The organism is Teichococcus wenyumeiae, from assembly GCF_003696345.1.
In the GTDB taxonomy this organism is placed as follows: domain Bacteria; phylum Pseudomonadota; class Alphaproteobacteria; order Acetobacterales; family Acetobacteraceae; genus Pseudoroseomonas; species Pseudoroseomonas wenyumeiae.
Map to the genome: position 1 here is coordinate 216,949 of NZ_RFLX01000003.1, position 16,228 is coordinate 233,176.

General features: G+C 70.6%; 22 protein-coding genes and 1 other RNA gene. 19 read left to right on the top strand and 4 right to left on the bottom strand.

The annotated features are described in order from the left end of the window. Nucleotides 1-27 precede the first annotated feature (27 nt). The 4 genes from EBE87_RS06400 (at nt 28) to EBE87_RS06415 (ending at nt 3,179) form a co-directional block, all read left to right on the top strand. Entirely contained in the window at nt 28-381 is a 354-nt protein-coding gene (locus EBE87_RS06400) for a hypothetical protein (protein ID WP_120636819.1), read from the top strand. 13 nt (nt 382-394) lie between these two features. Then, nucleotides 395-1,657, top strand: coding sequence for an MFS transporter (locus EBE87_RS06405; RefSeq protein ID WP_120636818.1), 1,263 nt, complete (start codon nt 395-397; stop codon nt 1,655-1,657). Between the two features lie 113 nt (nt 1,658-1,770). Then, nucleotides 1,771-2,121, top strand: a complete 351-nt coding sequence (locus EBE87_RS06410; protein ID WP_120636817.1) for a RidA family protein — start codon at nt 1,771-1,773, stop codon at nt 2,119-2,121. 353 nt (nt 2,122-2,474) lie between these two features. Further along, nucleotides 2,475-3,179 (top strand): CHAP domain-containing protein, encoded by a 705-nt coding sequence (locus EBE87_RS06415; protein ID WP_233553060.1) that lies wholly within the window; start codon nt 2,475-2,477, stop codon nt 3,177-3,179. Nucleotides 3,180-3,265: 86 nt separating this feature from the next. On the opposite strand, the gene thiE is transcribed toward EBE87_RS06415, so the two are convergent. Continuing rightward, entirely contained in the window at nt 3,266-3,910 is a 645-nt protein-coding gene (gene thiE / locus EBE87_RS06420) for a thiamine phosphate synthase (protein WP_120636815.1), read from the bottom strand. Between the two features lie 118 nt (nt 3,911-4,028). Next, a complete protein-coding gene (locus tag EBE87_RS06425) occupies nt 4,029-4,466 on the bottom strand; it encodes a hypothetical protein (protein ID WP_147425944.1) in 438 nt (145 codons plus the stop codon). A 147-nt stretch (nt 4,467-4,613) separates the two neighbouring features. On the opposite strand from EBE87_RS06425, the gene EBE87_RS06430 reads away from it, so the two are divergent. The 5 genes from EBE87_RS06430 to EBE87_RS06450 all read left to right on the top strand — a co-directional run bounded on the left by EBE87_RS06430 (nt 4,614) and on the right by EBE87_RS06450 (nt 6,852). Then, on the top strand, nt 4,614-4,949 hold the full coding sequence (locus EBE87_RS06430; RefSeq protein ID WP_233560051.1) for a hypothetical protein: 336 nt from the start codon (nt 4,614-4,616) through the stop codon (nt 4,947-4,949). 2 nt (nt 4,950-4,951) lie between these two features. Then, the gene (locus EBE87_RS06435) at nt 4,952-5,278 is read left to right on the top strand and encodes a cell division protein ZapA (RefSeq protein ID WP_120636812.1); all 327 of its coding nucleotides are present in this window, start codon (nt 4,952-4,954) and stop codon (nt 5,276-5,278) included. A gap of 8 nt (nt 5,279-5,286) precedes the next feature. Then, nucleotides 5,287-5,442, top strand: a non-coding RNA gene (ssrS, locus tag EBE87_RS06440) — 6S RNA. Next, nucleotides 5,429-6,022: a 5-formyltetrahydrofolate cyclo-ligase gene (locus tag EBE87_RS06445; protein ID WP_122139937.1), complete on the top strand. Its 594-nt coding sequence runs from the start codon at nt 5,429-5,431 to the stop codon at nt 6,020-6,022. The genes ssrS and EBE87_RS06445 overlap by 14 nt, the downstream gene beginning before the upstream one ends. Before the next feature lie 8 nt (nt 6,023-6,030). Then, the gene (locus tag EBE87_RS06450; RefSeq protein WP_120640607.1) at nt 6,031-6,852 is read left to right on the top strand and encodes a TIGR00282 family metallophosphoesterase; all 822 of its coding nucleotides are present in this window, start codon (nt 6,031-6,033) and stop codon (nt 6,850-6,852) included. Nucleotides 6,853-6,896: 44 nt separating this feature from the next. On the opposite strand, the gene EBE87_RS06455 is transcribed toward EBE87_RS06450, so the two are convergent. Next, nucleotides 6,897-7,511 (bottom strand): MSMEG_1061 family FMN-dependent PPOX-type flavoprotein, encoded by a 615-nt coding sequence (locus EBE87_RS06455; RefSeq protein WP_120640608.1) that lies wholly within the window; start codon nt 7,509-7,511, stop codon nt 6,897-6,899. Further along, a complete protein-coding gene (locus EBE87_RS06460) occupies nt 7,508-8,101 on the bottom strand; it encodes a cytochrome b (protein ID WP_120640609.1) in 594 nt (197 codons plus the stop codon). Before EBE87_RS06460 ends, EBE87_RS06455 begins: the two co-directional genes overlap by 4 nt. A gap of 177 nt (nt 8,102-8,278) precedes the next feature. Here EBE87_RS06460 and EBE87_RS06465 point away from each other — a divergent pair, with 177 nt between their 5' ends. From EBE87_RS06465 to pal, 10 genes are all read left to right on the top strand, one after another. Then, the gene (locus EBE87_RS06465; RefSeq protein WP_120640610.1) at nt 8,279-9,031 is read left to right on the top strand and encodes a YebC/PmpR family DNA-binding transcriptional regulator; all 753 of its coding nucleotides are present in this window, start codon (nt 8,279-8,281) and stop codon (nt 9,029-9,031) included. After that, nucleotides 9,028-9,540 (top strand): crossover junction endodeoxyribonuclease RuvC, encoded by a 513-nt coding sequence (ruvC, locus tag EBE87_RS06470; protein WP_120640611.1) that lies wholly within the window; start codon nt 9,028-9,030, stop codon nt 9,538-9,540. The genes EBE87_RS06465 and ruvC overlap by 4 nt, the downstream gene beginning before the upstream one ends. Nucleotides 9,541-9,553: 13 nt before the next feature. After that, on the top strand, nt 9,554-10,171 hold the full coding sequence (gene ruvA / locus EBE87_RS06475) for a Holliday junction branch migration protein RuvA (protein WP_120640612.1): 618 nt from the start codon (nt 9,554-9,556) through the stop codon (nt 10,169-10,171). Continuing rightward, nucleotides 10,168-11,190 carry a Holliday junction branch migration DNA helicase RuvB gene (ruvB, locus tag EBE87_RS06480; RefSeq protein WP_120640613.1) on the top strand — a complete coding sequence of 341 codons (1,023 nt, stop codon included), beginning with the start codon at nt 10,168-10,170 and terminating at the stop codon, nt 11,188-11,190. Before ruvA ends, ruvB begins: the two co-directional genes overlap by 4 nt. A gap of 5 nt (nt 11,191-11,195) precedes the next feature. Continuing rightward, on the top strand, nt 11,196-11,636 hold the full coding sequence (locus EBE87_RS06485; protein WP_120640614.1) for a YbgC/FadM family acyl-CoA thioesterase: 441 nt from the start codon (nt 11,196-11,198) through the stop codon (nt 11,634-11,636). A 45-nt stretch (nt 11,637-11,681) separates the two neighbouring features. Then, nucleotides 11,682-12,401 (top strand): protein TolQ, encoded by a 720-nt coding sequence (gene tolQ, locus EBE87_RS06490; protein ID WP_408887698.1) that lies wholly within the window; start codon nt 11,682-11,684, stop codon nt 12,399-12,401. A gap of 3 nt (nt 12,402-12,404) precedes the next feature. Beyond that, nucleotides 12,405-12,905 carry a protein TolR gene (tolR, locus tag EBE87_RS06495; RefSeq protein WP_120640616.1) on the top strand — a complete coding sequence of 167 codons (501 nt, stop codon included), beginning with the start codon at nt 12,405-12,407 and terminating at the stop codon, nt 12,903-12,905. 19 nt (nt 12,906-12,924) lie between these two features. Next, entirely contained in the window at nt 12,925-14,133 is a 1,209-nt protein-coding gene (locus EBE87_RS06500; protein WP_122139938.1) for a hypothetical protein, read from the top strand. After that, entirely contained in the window at nt 14,130-15,482 is a 1,353-nt protein-coding gene (gene tolB, locus EBE87_RS06505; RefSeq protein WP_120641143.1) for a Tol-Pal system beta propeller repeat protein TolB, read from the top strand. Before EBE87_RS06500 ends, tolB begins: the two co-directional genes overlap by 4 nt. Nucleotides 15,483-15,622: 140 nt before the next feature. Further along, nucleotides 15,623-16,123 (top strand): peptidoglycan-associated lipoprotein Pal, encoded by a 501-nt coding sequence (gene pal, locus EBE87_RS06510; protein WP_120641144.1) that lies wholly within the window; start codon nt 15,623-15,625, stop codon nt 16,121-16,123. Nucleotides 16,124-16,228 lie beyond the last annotated feature (105 nt).

Consider the following 16,228-nt stretch of genomic DNA (forward strand, 5'->3'; position numbering starts at 1 on the left):
CGGCCTCACGCCTAGCCGGAGCGCCGCATGAAATCCCTTTCCCTTCCGCTGTTGCTGCTCATGGGCGCCTGTGCCGCCGCAGCGCCCCGCAGCGCCGAGCAGCGCCAGCAGGACCAAGCCACCGCCATCTGCCGCCAGGAGGTCGAGCGCACCATGCGCTACCGCGACCGTGGCCAGACCATGCGCACCGACGAGGCCGATTCGCGCCTCGGCGCCGGCAGCTTCACCGGCACCCTTACGGGCTCGATGAGCACCGATCGGCTTTCCTCGCAGTTCGAGCGCGACCAAATGATCGATTCCTGTGTGCGTGGCGCGACCAGCGCGTCGCCGGCCGCGCGCTCTCCGGGCGCCGCCGGGGCGGGGGCAGGGCGCAGCCCCTGACCGGCCCCGCGTCGTGGTCTTCGGCGCGTTAGGGCGGGCACTCTCCACACGAAATGCCCGGATTTTCTTTGGCGCCAGCCTGACGGCCTGGACGGGCCTCTGGATGCACCGCATCGCCGTGGCCTGGCTGGCCTGGGAGATGACGGGCAGCGCCCTCTGGGTCGGGCTGGTGGCTTTCAGCGACCTGGCGCCGGCGGCCTTCATCAGCCCCATCGCCGGGGCGGTGGCGGACCGGGTGGACCGGGTGCGGCTGACCACCATCGCCCAGGCCGCCATCGCGCTGGAGGCCGCCACCGTCGCCACGCTGGTGGCCACCGGGCTGATGCGGGTGGAATGGCTGATCCTGCTGGAACTCTGCGCCGGCACCGCCGCCAGCTTCCTGCAGCCGGCGCGGCAGACGCTGATCTCGGGCATCGTCCCGAAATCCGAGCTGCCGGCGGCGGTGGCCTGCAACTCCCTGGTCTTCAACATCGCCCGCTTCATCGGGCCCGCCCTGGCGGGGCCGGTGATCGCCGGCTTCGGCGTGGCGCCGGCCATTGCCTGCAATGCCGTGGCCTATGTGTGTGCGCTGGCCAGCATGGCGATGCTGCGGGTGGCGCCGGCGCACCGGCGCGGCCACCCCGCCACCAGCAGCCTCTGGGGCGAGGTGAGGGACGGGCTGAGCTATGTCGGCCGCCACCCCGGCCTGGGCCCCTTGCTCGCCTACGCGGCGGCCATGGGCGTGCTGCTGCGCTGCGTGCAGGAGCTGCTGCCCCCCTTCGTGGAACGCAACTTCGCCCGTGGCGCCGATTCGCTGGCCATGCTGACCGCCAGCTTCGGCATTGGCGCGCTGGTGGCGGGGCTATGGCTCTCGACGCGCGGGCGTATCCAGGGCGCGGCGCGCATCTCCATCTTCTCGGGGCTGGCGCAGGCGCTGTCGATCGCCGGCTTCGTCGGCACCGGCTGGTTCGGCTTCGGCCTGGCCTGCGCAGCCTGCATCGGCGCCAGCACGTCCATGCAAGGCATCACCACCCAGCAACTGGCGCAGACGGCGGCGCGGCCGGAGATGCGGGGGCGGGTGCTGGCGCTCTGGGGGCTGATCACCCGCGCCTGCCCGGCGCTGGGCGCCCTGATGCTGGGCGGCGCCGGGGAGGCCTTCGGCCTGCGGCTGCCGGCGCTGGTGGGGGTGGGACTTTCGCTGATCGTCTTTGCCTGGGGGCTCGGGCGGCTGGCGCGCATCGAGCATTCGCTGGAGGCGCCGCCGCCGGAACTCCTGCCCGATCCGGCGCGGGGCTGAAGGGCCCCACCTTGCGGCTGCTTCACCCACGTCCTAGAAGCAGCGCGCCCCGGGTCCGGCGCCAAGGGCGCCATGGCCCCTTTGACTGAGCAACCAGGGAGCGCAAAGCGCCGATGAGCAAGATCACCCGCCACGAGACCAACCCGGTCCTCTCCAACGCGGTCGAGTATCACGGCTTCGTCTTCCTGGCCGGCGTCACGGCCCAGGACCTGTCCGCCGATGTGGTTGGCCAGACGCAGCAGGTCCTCGCCAAGATCGACGAGCTGCTGGAGAACCACGGCACCGACAAGACCCGCCTGCTGCAGGCCCAGGTCTGGCTGAAGGACATCCGTGACCGCGACGCGCTGAACGGCGTCTGGACCAAGTGGCTGCCCGAGGGCGGCGCCCCGGTGCGCGCCTGCGTCGAGGCCAACATGGCCGACCCGCGCCACCTGGTGGAGATCATGGTCACGGCTTGCCGCTGACCTTTTCAACCTACGCTTTCTTACTAAGCTAACAAAACGGTGTGGCCGGGAACCTGGCCACACCGTTGCTGTTTGTAGCTTTCGATTCCACGCCTGTTGCAAATACATCGCAACACTGTGGCATTTCGTCCTCTAAGCCCGTGTTATAGGATTAAGGTCTTATTCATCACCGGCTAGTGACGGGTTAACTGACGAATCACGACAGATTTCGCTCTGAAACACGCAACCCGATTGTCCCCATACGAAAGCTTTTGCTACCGCCTTCCTGCCGCAGTTGGAAAACCGGCGCGGCTGGGGGTCGAAGTTTGGGGCATTTAGGGGGTTTCATGCGGGTGACGAGCACTGCCTTGGCCGTGGCTGTTCTGATGGGCGCGGTCTGCGTGGCGCCGACGATGGCGGAGGCCACCACCGCCCGCGGCACGCGGGACAGCGTGAAGCAGCAGCGCGTGACGGTCGTGGCCAGCCCCTCCCGAAGCGCCAAGCCCCAGGTGACCAAGCAGGTGGTGCGCAACGCCGCCCCGCGTATCGCCGATTTCGGCGGCTCCATCTCCTGCGTCCCCTATGTCCGCTCGGTGACCGGCATGGAGATCACCGGTAACGCCCATCTCTGGTGGGCCAATGCCGCCGGCGCCTATGCCCGCGGCCAGCGCCCCGAGCGCGGCGCGGTGATGTCCTTCCGCTCCTCCGGCGGCATGCGCCTCGGCCATGTGGCCGTGGTGTCCAAGGTCGTCAGCGCGCGTGAGGTGCTGATCGACCACGCCAACTGGGAAGGCCCCGGCATCCGCAAGGGCACCGTGATGCGCGGCGTCTCCGTGGTCGACGTCTCCGACCGCAACGACTGGAGCGCGGTGCGCGTTCAGGTCGGGCGCGATGACGATGCCTATGGCCGCGTCTATCCGATCAACGGCTTCATCTACAATCGTCCGGACAATGGCCGGATGATGACCGCCAGCAACGGCGGTGGCTTCGAGGAAGTGGCCGAGGCGCCGGCATCACCGCACCAGGCGCATCTGGCCAACGTGGTGGGCGACCTCAACCTGGGCAGTGCCCGCCGCTGAGGCACCGACGGCGGGCCGGTCAGCCCGCACCCGAGATCGACCCCGCGGAAAGGCGGGCCGGGAGACCGGCCCGCCTTTCTTGCGTCTCAGCCCCGGGCGGCGGCGATGGCGGCGTTCATGTCCCTGACCCCGGCGGCGGCGCCCTCCGGGTGGTTCCAGACCGCGCTGACCACCGCCAGGAAATCCGCGCCCGCCTGCACCAGCGGCGCGCAATTGGCCGGCGTGATGCCGCCGATGGCCACGCTGGGCAGCTCGAACATCTCCGACCACCAGGACAGCACCTCGGTATCCGCCTTGTGCTCGGTCTGCTTGGTGCTGGTGGGGAAGAAGGCGCCGAAGGCGACATAGTCGGCACCGACCTCGCCGGCCTGCATCGCCAGGTGGCGGCTGCCGTGGCAGGAGATGCCCAGCATCCCATTCTCGCCCAGCAGGCGCCGGGCGGCGGCGTGGTCGCCATCCTCCTGGCCCAGATGCGCGCCGTCGCAGCCGGTCTGCACCGCCAGATCGGCGCGGTCGTTCAGCAGGAAGGCCACGTCGCGGGACTGCGCCACCGGGCGCAGCACATCGATGGCGCGGCGCAGGGCGTCGTCATCCACGTCCTTCAGCCGCAGCTGCAGGGCGGCGACATCGCCCGCATCCAGTGCGCGCGCCAGGGTCTCGGCAAAGGCGCGCGGCTCCAGCGCCGGCGGCGTGATGAGGTAGAGGCGGCAGCTCTCAGGCGCGTCCGGCATCGTCAGGCGCCCCGGTGGCGGCGCGACAGGCCTAGCTTCACGCGATGCATCATGTGGCGAGCCCTCTGTTGCGGCGTCCGGAAAGTCCGGGCGCTTTAGCCGAGGCTCGGGGGGCGTGTCACCCGCGCAGCCATTCCCGCAGCCGCGCCCCGGCCCAGGGGTCGCCGGGGCGCAGGCCGGCGGTATCCAGCGCCTCCGGTGCCTCGGGCCAGAGCTGCGCGCCGCATTCCGCCGCCGCGCTGGCCAGGGTGGGGAAGGCGGGGCAGGCGGCGGAGAGCACCAGCGCCGGGCAGCCGGCCCGCAGCGCGGCCAGGGCATGGCCGGCGGCCATGCCGCAATCCAGCACCGGCAGAAAGGGCACGGTGGTGCCGCCGGAAGCCTGCGCCACCATGGCCAGGAACAGGCGCGGGGAGAGCCAGTGGGCCGCCCCGGGCGCGGAAAGCAGCGGCAGTGTCAGCCCCGCCGGCAGCACTTCCCGTGCCGCCGCCAGGGCCAGCGCCATGCCCGCCGCGTCATGCACCAGCACGGCGCGGGAGAGGGGGCTTGATGATTCCATCGCTGATCCGCCTTTCGTGCCCTGCCAATGGGTTCCCAGGCCGTTGACCCTGCCCGTGGGGCGCCGGTAAAGCCTTGCATTGATGGATAGCATGGCAGGACCGCGTCGCATTGAGACGGCGCCGGTCGGATGTTCAGCGAGGGCTGCATGAACGAGGCGGTGAGCGAGGCAGCGGCGCGTCTGGAGCGGGCCGTCGGCCGCTTGGCGGAAGCCGTGGCGAAGCCTCGCCCGGTGGCTGAGCCGGCGGCGCCGGCGGGCGTTCCGCCGGAGCAGGTCGCGGCCCTGGCGCAGCGGCTGGATGTCAGCCTGGCCAAGCTGCGCGGCGTGCTGGCCGAATTGGATGCGCCGGAGGCTGAGGCCCCGGAGCCGGAGGCTTCGCGGCCCGAGGGCGCCGATCTGCCCGCGGAACCCGTTGCGGTGGAGGAGGACGGCCTGCCGTCCCATGCCCAGCCGCCTGCTGCCCACCCTGAGGAGGAGCGCTGAGCTTGGGTCAGGTCACGGTTCGAATCGGCGGCTACACGCATCCTGTTTCCTGCGAGGACGGGCAGGAGGGGCACCTGATCGCCCTGGCGGCGGAGGTGGACCGCCGCGTCGGTTCCATCCGCGCCATGGGTGGGCAGTTCGGCGAAAGCCGGCTGCTGCTGCTGGCCGCGCTGCTGCTGGCGGATGAACTGCATGACCTGCGCGTGGAACTCTCACACGCCCGCGCCGGCCAGCCCGGCGGCGCCGCCACCGACCCCAAGCTGGCCGAAAGGCTGGCGCGCATCGCCGAAAAGATCGAAGGCATTGCGGACGGGCTGGAGCGCTCCTAAATAAATGCCCGGAGCTGCCCGGTGCGTCAGGTACATTATCCCTGGGGCCAATAAGCAACCTCCGGGAGCTGGCTCTGACCGGATCTTGGTCCGGTTACCTGGTGCCCACCTGTTTACGCAGGTCTCGGGAGGATAAAGACGCCAACGGCCATGGCGGCTCCACTTTCTTTCCAATCCGATTCCCCCGCGCTGGCGGCCGAGAAGGCCGCCTTGCGGCGGGCGGCCCTGGCTGCCCGTGCCGCCTTGCGCGCTCCCGGGGCCGCCGAGGCCCTGGCCGAGGTCGTGCTGCGCGAATGCCCGCCGCCGCCCGGCGCGCTGGTCGCCGGCTTCTGGCCAATGGGCGATGAGATCGACATCCGACCCCTGATGCGCCACCTGGAAGCCGCCGGCCATGCCCTGGCGCTGCCGGTGACGCCGCCGCGCGGCCAGCCGCTGCTCTTCCGCCGCTGGCGCTTCGGGGACCCGCTGGTGCCTGGTGGCTTCGGCACCTCGGTGCCGCCGGAGGGGGCGGAGGCCGTGACGCCCCAGGCCCTACTGGTGCCCCTGCTGGCCTTCGACGCCGCCGGGCTTCGGCTGGGCTATGGCGGCGGTTTTTACGACCGCACGCTGGCTTCTCTGCCCGGTGCCTGGGCGCTGGGCGTTGCCTTTGCCGGGCAGCAGGTGGCAAAGGTGCCCGCCGGCGCCCATGACGTGCCGTTGCACGGCATCGCCACCGAAGCCGGTTTCTTCCGTACCGAAGGGTAATCTGTTCCTTGCGCATCCTGTTTCTGGGCGACGTCGTCGGGCGCGCCGGCCGCGACGCGGTCACCACTGAGCTGCCTGGCCTGCGGGCCCGCCTGCGTGCCGACCTGGTCGTGGTGAATGTGGAGAATGCCAGCCACGGCTTCGGCGTCGCGCCCGACATGGTGCGCGCCTTCCTGGCGGCGGGCGCGGATGCGCTGACGCTGGGCAACCACTCCTGGGACCGCAAGGAAATCATCGGCTATATCGACGGCGAGCCGCGCCTGGTGCGGCCGCTGAACTATCCGCCCGGCACGCCGGGCCGCGGCGCCACGGTGGTGGAGGTGCCCGGCGGCCGCAAGGCGCTGGTGATCAACGCCATGGGCCGCCTGTTCATGGAGCCGCTGGACGACCCCTTCCGCGGCGTGCAGGCCGTGCTGGCGCAGCACAGCCTGGGCGCCGGCGGCTCGGTGCAGGCCGTGCTGATCGACATGCATGCCGAGGCGACCAGCGAGAAGATGTCGATGGCGCATAGCTTCGACGGCCGCGCCTCGCTGGTGGTGGGCACGCATACGCATGTGCCAAGCGCCGACCACCGCATCCTGGAGAACGGCACGGCCTATATGACCGATGCCGGCATGTGCGGCGACTACGACAGCGTCATCGGCATGCAGAAGGGCGCCGCCGCGCTGCGCTTCTGGAAAAAGGTGCCGGGCGAGAAGCTGGCCCCGGCCGAGGGCCCGGCCAGCATCTCCGGTGTCTTCGTGGAAACCGACGATGCGACCGGCCTGGCGCTGCGGGTGGCGCCGGTGCGGATGGGCGGGCAACTGGCCCCTGCCATGCCGGAGTTCTGAGGCCGGGGTAGCCGGGCGGCTGGTCCGGCCGCCCTGCCTCCTGGTCAGTAGAGCGTGGAGGCCACCACAGGTCCACGCTCCCGGTCGTATTCCTCGGCGACCACCAGCCCCTTGGTATGGGCTTCCAGCAACTGGCCGGCGCTGGGCACCGGCGCCGGAGCCTCGGGCGCCTTCCAGAGCCTGGAGCGGACGATGGCGCGGGCGCATTGCATGAAGACCTCCTCGACGGAGATCAGCATCACCGTGGCCGGAAGCTGGCCCTGCACGGCATAGCGGGCGCAGAGCGCCGGGTCCGTTGTCAGGCGCGCCTTGCCGGCCACGCGCAGCGTCTCGCCCACGCCCGGCACCATGAAGAGCAGGGAGACGGCGGGATTGTCCACCACGTCCCGCAGCGCGTCGATGCGGTTGTTGCCGCGCCGGTCGGGCAGGGCCAGGGTGGTCTCGTTCACCACATTCACGAAGCCGGGGGCGTCGCCACGCGGCGTCACATGCGGGCCGCGCGCGCCGAAGGTGGCCAGCACGGCGAAGGGGCTGGCGGCGATGAAGCTGGCGGTGCGCGGGTCGATGCGGTCCGCCACCTTCTTCAGCACCAGCTCCCGCGGCGGGGCATAGAGCGCCTGGAGCTGTTCCTGCGTCGTGATGGCGTGGGCATCGGTCATGCGGCTGTTCTTTGCTGCTGGACGTTGCTGGCGCTGCCGGACAGTCGCCCGGCCATGCGTTGCAGCACATCGTCGCGCCACAGCCAGCGATGCACAACCACCATCAGCACATGGCCCGCGACCAGCGCCAGCAGCGTCCAGGCCAGCAGGCCATGCGCGGCATTGGCCGGCGCCACCATCCAGCCCACCGGGCCACCCTCGAAGGGGGAGAAGACCGGGATGCCGAAGAAGGCGAGGCCCCGGCCGCTGCCGGAGGCGCGCAGCAGCGCCAGGGAAGGCACCACCAGCATCATGGCATAAAGCAGCAGGTGCCCGGCGGTGGCCAGCCGGCCCAGCAGCCCCGGCGCGTGGCGCGGGCGGCGGCGGGCATTGGCCAGGCCCCAGGCGCCCCGCAGCAGCACCAGCAGCATCAGCAGGGTGCCGACGCTGGCATGGCTGCCGACCATGAAGGCCGTTACCGGATGCCGCCCGACCAGGATCCTCACGGCCATGCCGGTGAACTGCCAGGCGAAGACCGCGGCCATGCCCCAGTGCAGAGCGCGGCTGACCAGCCCGTAGCGTTGCGGGGTGTCGAGCCAGGGACTGCTCATGCTGTGGGGCTCCTGTGCATTGCGGCCCTGTCATGTAGCCGGCAGTCTGGCCAAGCCAAGGGCGAAAGCGTCTCAGTTGCAGCATGTCACAGAAGCCGGACCCTCGCATCCGGCGGCGGGCGGCGGTATAGGGGCGGCACAGCCCGGAACAACACGAGAATCCCGGAGAAGCAGCGCGTGGCCGGCCATTCCCAGTTCAAGAACATCATGCACCGCAAGGGTGCGCAGGATGCCAAGCGCGCCCGCGCATTCGCCAAGCTGATCCGAGAGATCACGGTCAGCGCCCGCCAGGGCCTGCCCGACCCGGCCTTCAACCCGCGCCTGCGCTCGGCGGTGCAGGCGGCGCGGGTGGCCAACATGACCAAGGACACCATCGACCGCGCCATCAAGAAGGCGACGGGCGAGGGCGGCGGCGAGGATTACGTGGAGATGCGGTACGAGGGCTACGGCCCCGCCGGCGTCGCCATCATCGTCGAGGCGTTGACGGACAACCGCAACCGCACGGCCTCCGACATCCGTTCCGCCTTCTCCAAGTTCGGCGGTGCGATGGGCGAGACCGGGTCCGTCTCCTTCCAGTTCGAGCGAAGCGGCGTGATCCGCTATCCGGCCTCCGTGGCCGATGCCGATGCCATGCTGGAAGCCGCCATCGAGGCCGGCGCCGATGACGTCGAAAGCACCGAGGAAGGCCACGAGATCCGCACGGGCATCGAGGACCTCTTCGCCGTGCGCGACGCGCTGGAAGAGAAGTTCGGCCCGGCCGAGAGCGCCAAGCTGGAATGGCGCCCCAACGTGACGGTGGAACTGGACGAGGAGAAGGCGCGCTCGGTCATGAAGCTGATCGACGTGCTGGACGAGCACGACGATGTGCAGACCGTCACGGCCAATTTCGAGGTCTCGGACGCCGTGGCGCAGGCGCTGGCCGACGCATGATAACCGTGCGGCTGCTCGGGCTGGACCCCGGCCTCCAGCATACCGGCTGGGGGGTGGTGGAAAGCACGGGCAACCGCCTGCGGCACATCGCCGATGGCGTGGTCTCGACCACCACCGACCTGCCGCTGGCTGAGCGCCTCTGCCAGATCCACCGGGCGCTGAACGCGTTGATGGAGATCTGGAAGCCGGATGAGGCGGCGGTGGAGCATACCTATGTCAACAAGAACCCCGGCGCAGCGCTGAAGCTGGGCCAGGCGCGCGGCGTGGTGCTGCTGGCCCCGGCGCTGGCCGGGCTGCCGGTGGCGGAATACCAGGCCATGGAAGTGAAGCGCGCCGTGGTCGGCACTGGCCATGCCGACAAGATCCAGGTGGCCGACATGGTGCGCCGCCTGCTGCCGGGTGCCACGCTGAAGCGGGCCGATGCCTCGGATGCGCTGGCGGTGGCCATCTGCCACGCCCATCACCGGGGCAGCAGGCTGGCGCTGGCGAAGGGATATGTGCCGGCATGATCGGCAAGCTGCCATGATTGGAAAACTGACCGGCAAGCTCGACTCGGCCTTCGAAGGCGGCTGCATCTTCGACGTGAACGGGGTGGGGTATCTGGTTTCCTGCTCCTCCCGCGCGCTCTCGGCGCTGCCGGCGCCGCCGGCCGTGGCCTCGCTGCTGATCGAGACGGCGGTGCGGGAGGATGCCATCACCCTCTACGGCTTCGCCGATGCCGCCGAGCGCGACTGGTTCCGGCTGCTGACCGGCATTCAGAGCGTAGGCCCCAAGGTGGCGCTCTCGCTGCTCTCGGCCCTGTCGCCGGCCGATATGGCCCGCGCCATCCTGGCGGGCGACAAGGGTTCGCTGACCCGTGCGGCAGGCGTCGGCCCGAAGCTGGCGATTCGGCTAATCTCGGAATTGCAGAGCAAGGTCGGCGGCATGCCCATCGGCCCCGCCTTCGCCCCCAGCACCGGCGCCGCGCTGCCGCTGCCGGCCAATTCCGTGGTGGCCGAGACCGTCTCCGTGCTGCTGAACCTCGGCTGGAAGCGGCCGGAGGCGCAGGCCGTCGTCACCCGCGTGGCCGACCGGCTGGGCGAGGGCGTGGCACTGGAGCAATTGATCCGTGAAAGCCTGAAGGAGCTGGCGCCGCGATGAGCGACCGCATCTCCGACCCGCATCGCTCCGAGGAAGACGCCGCCGAGGCCACCCTGCGGCCGCAGACGCTGGACGACTTCACCGGCCAGAAGGCGCTGCGCGAGAACCTGTCCATCTTCATCCAGGCGGCCAAGACGCGTGGCGAGGCGCTGGACCATGTGCTGCTGCACGGCCCGCCGGGCCTGGGCAAGACGACCCTGGCGCAGATCGTGGCGCGGGAACTGGGCGTCGGCTTCCGCGCCACCTCCGGCCCGGTGTTGCAGCGGGCCGGCGACCTCGCGGCCATTCTGACCAACCTGCAGCCGCGCGATGTGCTGTTCGTGGATGAAATCCACCGCCTGCAGCCGGCGATCGAGGAAACCCTTTATCCCGCGATGGAGGATTTCCAGCTCGACCTGATCATCGGGGAGGGGCCTGCGGCGCGCACCGTGCGGATCGACCTGCCGCCCTTCACCCTGGTCGGCGCCACGACGCGGGCCGGGTTGCTGGCCACGCCGCTGCGCGACCGTTTCGGCATTCCGCTGCGCCTACAATTTTATACACCCGAGGAACTGCTGCTGATCGTCCGCCGTGGCGCGCAGAAGCTGGGCTTCTCCCTGACCGAGGATGGGGCGCGGGAAATCGCCAACCGTTCCCGCGGCACGCCCCGGATCGCCGGGCGGCTGCTGCGGCGGGTGCGTGATTTCGCGCTGGTCTCCGGCCAGGAAGCCGACCGCGCCATGGCCGACGACTCGCTGCGGCGGCTGGAAGTGGATGCGCGCGGGCTGGATGCGCAGGACCGCCGCTACCTCCGCCGCATCGCCGAGCATCACGGCGGCGGCCCGGTGGGCGTGGAAACGCTGGCCGCCGCGCTCTCCGAGGGGCGGGATACGCTGGAGGAAGTGGTGGAGCCCTACCTGATCCAGGAAGGCTTCGTTCTTCGCACCCCCCGTGGCCGTGTGCTGGGCGAGCCGGGCTGGCGGCACCTGGGCATGACGCCGCCGCAGGGCAGCCAAGCGGATCTGCTGGGGGGCTTCTGAGCGCGATGTGGCCGCACCGTTTTCCGCTGCGCGTTTACTTCGAGGACACCGACGCCGGAGGCATTGTTTACCATGCCAACTACCTCCGCTGGGCGGAGCGGGCGCGCACTGAATCGTTGCGTGCCATAGATTTGCCGCATCAACTTATGATCCAACGTCACGCTTCGATGCTCGTGGTGCGACGGCTCGAAGTGGAGTATGTGGCCCCCGCGCGGCTCGACGATTCCGTGGTGGTCGAGACGAGCGTGCTGGCGTTGCGCGGTGCCTCGGTCGATCTCGACCAGAAGGTGCTGGACGCGGCGTCGGGGGCGGAGAGGGCGAGGCTCAAGGTCGGGCTGGTCTGTGTGCGGGGCGAGAACATGCGCCCCGCGGCGATCCCCGAGCCCTGGCGCAGCGCCTTGCGTGACGGAATGACTGAGCGGAGCGGCCTGACGCCGCCCGCCTGACGGGATGAAGGGCCGCCGTGGTGGCCCTAGGCGAAGGAGATGGCCGTGGGTGGCAGCGTGAGTGCGTCGGATCTCGGCCAGGTGGCGCACGACCTTTCCCTGTGGGGTTTGTTCCTGCAGGCCGACTGGATCGTGAAGCTGGTGATGCTGGGGCTGCTCGCCGCCAGCATCTGGGTCTGGGCCGTGGTCTTCGAGAAGGTGACGACGCTGCGCCGGGTGAACCGCGCCGCCGATGCCTTCGAGGAGAAGTTCTGGTCCGGCGGCAGCCTGGAGCAGCTCTTCCAGTCGGAGGGCGAGCGCCCGAACCACCCCATGGCCGCCGTCTTCGGCGCCGCCATGCGGGAATGGGAGCGCAGCTCCACCCGCCCGGGCGAGGGCGCGCCGCATGGCGCCGGCATGCAGCAGCGCGCCGAGCGGGCCATGACCGTCGCCATCCAGCGGGAGATGGACGGCATGGAGCGCTGGATGGTCTTCCTGGCCTCCGTCGGCTCCGTCGGCCCCTTTGTCGGCCTTTTCGGCACGGTCTGGGGCATCATGAATTCGTTCAGCGCCATCGCCGGCATGAACAACACCAACCTGGCCGTGGTGGCCCCCGGCATCGCCGAGGCGCTGTTCGCCACCGCCATCGGCCTGGTGGCCGCCATTCCGGCGGTGCTGGCCTACAACAAAATCACCACCGACCTGTCGCGCTTCGCCGGCCGCCTGGAAGGCTTCGCCACCGAATTCGCCGCCATCCTCTCCCGCCAGGCCGAGGAGCGCGTCTGAACCATGGCGATGTCGGGAATGGGCGGCGGCAAGGGCCGCGGCCGCTACCGCGCGATGGCTGAGATCAACGTGACGCCGCTGGTCGACGTCATGCTGGTCCTGCTGATCATCTTCATGGTGGCCGCGCCGCTGATGACGGTGGGCGTGCCGGTGGACCTGCCCAAGACCAATGCCTCGGCCCTCAACCAGGAAACCGAGCCGCTGACCATTTCCGTCAATGCCGAGGGCCGGATCTTCATCCAGGAATCCGAGGTGCCGACCGAAGGGCTGGTGGAGCGCCTGCGCGCCATCCTGGCCGAGCAGCCCGCCGGTGCGCCGGAACGCCGCATCTTCGTGCGCGGCGACAAGGGCATCAATTACGGCCGGGTGATGGAGGTGATGGGCACCGTCTCCGCCGCCGGCTTCACCAAGGTCGCCCTGCTGGCCGAGCAGCCCTCGGGCACGCCCGCCGCTGGTGGCACGCGCCCCGCGACCCCCGCGCCCGCCCAGCCGCAGCGTCGCTAAGAGGAACGGCATTCCCCTGATGGCCCGTTCTGGCCTCCGCTTCTGGGCGACCGTATCCGCGGTGCTGCATGCGCTGATCGCGCTGCTGCTGCTGATCGGCCTGCCCAAGCCCGAACTTCAAGAACCGCAAGAGCAGGCCATCACGGTCGAGCTGATGCCGGCTGACAACCCGCAGCTGGCACAGGCGCCCAACCCGCTGCCCTTGCCGGCACCCCCGGCGCCCGAGCAGACGCCCGATTCCAGCCAGCCGGTGACGCCGGACCTGCCGCAATCGGCCACGCCGACCCCGCCGCCGCCACCCCCGCCGCCGCCGCCCGCGCCGAACCCGACGCCGGCGCCGCCGACGCCAACCCCACCGACCCCCGCGCCGCCGGCACCGGCCCCCACGCCGACCCCGCCGCCGCCCGCGCCCGCGCCGCCGACCCCCACGCCACCACCGCCGCGCCCGGCCCAGACGCCACCGACGCCCACCCCGGCGCCGCCCGCGCCCACGCCGCCGCGCCCGGTGCCCACGCCGCCGCCGGCCCCCACGCCTTCGCCCGTGCCGGCGCAGCAGGCCGAGGCGCCTTCGCCGCCGCTGCCCATGCCGCCGCCGCCGGCCCCGGCACCGCCGCCGCCGCCGCAGCAGGCGGAGCGCACGCCGCCGACGCCGCCGCAGCAGCAGGCTTCCGCCGCGCCGCCCGCGCCGCCGCGCCCGGACAGCCGCCCGAGCCAGACGCCCCCGGCGCCTGAGCCGAGCAAGCAGGCCGGCACCGGCCGGACGCCGCCGGTGCAGCGGCCATCCGAGAACAGCAACAGCGTGCAGAACACGCTGGAGCGCCTGCGCGCCGCCCAGGCGCAGCAGGAAGCGCCGCGTGCCCGCGCCAGTTCGCCCGCCGGCCGGCCACCCGCCGGTGGCGGTGCGCCGAATGGCAATGCGTTGCTGAGCCAGGGTGAGATCCGTGGTGTCGCCGACCGCATCAGCGAGTGCTGGTCGGTGGATGCCGGGGCGCCCAACCTGGATCAGATTGTGGTGCTGCTGCAGGTCGACATGGACCCGAGCGGAACGATCCGCAACGTTCGGGCTCCCAGTGGCGTTCCCTCGGACCCCCGCGCCCGCGCGGTGTTCGAGAGCGCGCGTCGGGCCCTGCTGGATCCGAAATGCAGCCCGCTGCCTATCCCCCGAGAGAAGATCCAAGCGATCAACAACTCGACCTTCCGCTTCAATCCGAAGGGGCTTGTCCGATGACCAATCCGCTCTTCTCCCGCCGCCTGGCCCTGCTGGGTGGCGCCGGCCTGCTGGCTGCGCCAGCCATCGCGCGTGCCCAGGGTGCGGCGCCCGCCCAACCGCCGGGGCAGGTGATCGACATCAACCGTGCCCGCACCGACCCGATTCCGATCGCGCTGCCCAACCTGGCCGGTGGCCAGCTGGGGCAGAACATCACCCAGGTCATCGCCAACAACCTGCGGAATTCCGGCCTGTTCCGCGTGGTGAACAACGCCGCTTATATCCAGTCCGCCGATGCCGCCGCCGGTGCGCCGCGCTTCCAGGACTGGCGCGTGGTGGGCGCGCAGGCGCTGGTCACCGGCCGCGCCGAGCCGCAGGGCGACCGCGCCCGCATCGAATTCCGGCTGTGGGAAGTGAACTCGGAGCAGCAGCTCCAGGGCACCGCCTATACCGCCGCCGCCGCCAACTGGCGGCAGATCGCGCATGTCATTTCCGACGTGATCTATGAGCGGATGCTGGGCGAGAAGGGCTACTTCGATACCCGCATCGTCTATGTTGCCGAGTCGGGCCCGCGCGACCGCCGCAACCGCCGCCTCGCCATCATGGACCAGGATGGCGAGAACCATCGCTTCCTGACCGACGGCCGCGTGCAGGCGCTGTCCCCGCGCTTCCATCCGAATGCGCGGCAGATCGCCTTCATGTCCTACGCGGACAACAACCCGCGCGTCTTCCTGTTCAACCTGGACAGCGGACGGCAGGAAGCGCTGGGCAACTTCCAGGGCATGACGCTCTCCCCGCGCTTCTCGCCGGATGGGCGCAGCGTGGTGCTCTCCTCCGCCCGTGGCGGCGATGCCAACATCTATGTGGTGGACCTCGCCTCGCGGCGCGAGCGGCAGCTCACCTCCGGCGGCGGTCTGGACGTCTCGCCCTGCTATTCGCCGGACGGCTCGCAGATCGTCTTCAACTCCGACCGGGGCGGCGACCAGCAGCTCTATGTCATGGACGCGAATGGCGGCGGCGCGCGGCGCATCTCCTTCGGCAACGGCCGCTATGCGACTCCGGTTTGGTCTCCGCGCGGCGACCTCATTGCCTTCACCCGCATGGGCGGCGGCCGCTTCGCCATCGGCGTGATGCGCCCTGATGGGTCGGGCGAGCGCATCCTGTCCGAGGGCTGGAGCATGGAAGGGCCGAGCTTCGCGCCGAATGGCCGCGTGCTGACCTTCTACCGTGAAAGCCAGGCGCGCGACTCGCGCGGCGGCGGCTATTCCTCGCGCCTGTCCATGATCGACATCGCGGGCTTCAACGAGCGGCAGGTGGTGACGCCCACGGATGCCAGCGACCCCAACTGGTCGCCGCTTCTGTCCTCCTGAGCATCGGAAAAGCCCCGGCAGCGCGTAAAAGGATAAAGAACTGCAACCCGACGCAACCTTGACGATTAGGTGCCTTGAACCCGCCTCAATCTCAGGGTACCCGCGCCGCCAATTCGATCTGCCATAGAGGAATCGAAACGATGAACATCAAGCTTCTGAGCGCGCTGGCCGCTGCCGCCATGCTGACCGCCTGCGCCAGCGAGGATACCTCGGGCGCGGCCACCGGTGCCGGCGCCGCGGGTGGCCTGGGTGCGGGTTCCGGCGGCCTGGCCGGCAGCGTTCGCCCGGGCAGCCAGGAAGACCTGGTCGCCAATGTCGGCGACCGCGTCTTCTTCGCCCTGGACAGCTCCTCCGTCGGCGGCGACCAGCGCCCCGTGCTGGAGCGCCAGGCCGCCTGGCTGGCGCAGTACCCGCAGGTGACGGTCGCGATGGAAGGCCATGCCGACGAGCGCGGCACGCGTGAGTACAACCTGGCCCTGGGCCAGCGCCGCGCCAACGCCGCCCGCGACATCCTGGTCTCCCAGGGCGTCTCCGGCAGCCGCATCAGCACCATCTCCTACGGCAAGGACCGTCCGGCCGCCCTCGGCTCCAACGAGGAAGCCTGGGCGCAGAACCGCCGCGCCGTCACGGTGGTGCGCTGATCCTGTTTCGCCCTGCGTGTTGACGCGGGGCGGCATAGGCTGAGAAAGAAGCGGCGGCTTCCGGGCAACGGGGCCGCCGCTTTGCATTCGTGTGCCGCCGCTTGC